This window comes from Microcoleus sp. w2-18bC1, assembly GCF_036700365.1.
GTDB lineage: Bacteria > Cyanobacteriota > Cyanobacteriia > Cyanobacteriales > Microcoleaceae > Microcoleus.
The window spans coordinates 1-1,079 of sequence record NZ_JAUBOS010000170.1 but is presented as its reverse complement, the minus strand read 5'-3'; the positions used below and the strand labels follow the sequence as shown (position 1 = coordinate 1,079).

1 protein-coding gene is annotated in these 1,079 nt (G+C 40.1%); it reads right to left on the bottom strand.

Going from position 1 to position 1,079, the window contains the following annotated elements; translation table 11 throughout:
* Positions 1 to 998 (bottom strand): IS4 family transposase (locus tag QT979_RS28895; RefSeq protein ID WP_333312394.1); only part of this gene is annotated, 998 nt, incomplete at its 3' end.
* Positions 999 to 1,079: the final 81 nt, after the last annotated feature.

Sequence of the window (1,079 nt, the reverse complement as noted above, 5' to 3'; positions counted from 1 at the left end):
CCAAATGTACTCCGTCTTCGATATCTTTTTTTAGGTTCTTGACGCCGACATACATATTTTCCTACCTGCTTTTTCTGAAGTTCAGTACCTTCAAATATTGCCAAACTATAGGCGAGTGTCATTAGCAGAATTATGTTAATCAGTCGGTTGCCTTTTAAGCTAGTTCCTTCCAGATCGTAGCCTCCTGTTTTACAATCTCGAAACATTTCTTCGATACCCATCCGTTGCTTGTAAGCATCGATCGCTACCCGCAACGACCCTAAATCTGTGAGTATAAACCATGCTTCATCAACCTGCCATGCCCCATAGTTTCTTTTCCACTTACAAGCAACATCAAATCCAGTGGCAGGTTGAGTTTTTCTCACTCTTTTACCTTGAAAATATAAAGAGGTTCCCGGCACTATTCCTAATTCATCTAATCGCTGCCAAACTAAATGCTCTGTTTCGATACAATGATTCCTCTTCAGTCTTAAGCAAAAAGACACACCCTTTTCCTTGAGCCAGTTTCCCAAGTCGACCGAACAAAATTCACGGTCTCCTAAAACGATGACTTTATATTCTGAAAATAACGGTAAAACTTGCTGTAGATTTGTAGTCTGTTCCTCGAAGTTGCTGCTCCCCAATTTGGGCAACAATGACCAGTATAATGGAATTGCTCTTCGCTCCCAGATTAAGCTAACCATGAAAAGATTAATACACCCCCATTGACTGCGATCGATTGCGATTGACAAGGTTTGACCGACAGAGCAATAAGTAGTCAACCAGTAAGTAATTAATGGAAACCAAATTAATTCGATTGTTAAATTCGGTAAATCCAAAAATCTTTGCAATTTCCGTCGCCGACTTTCGGCTGTAATTAGACAGGGAAATACTCGGGAGAGCCGCTCTAATCTCACTTGTTTTTCTGATTGCATCAAGGATAGCAAAATTGTCATCACCAAAAACTGAGATGGCGTCAGGTATTTTTGTAAGTGAGCCTGGTAGAATCTTAGTATCATTATTTTTTTGGATAGGCAAGCGTGTAACAACTCTGCTGCCTATCTTTTTTTACCACAAGTTGGCTCAATCCTTACTAGCTA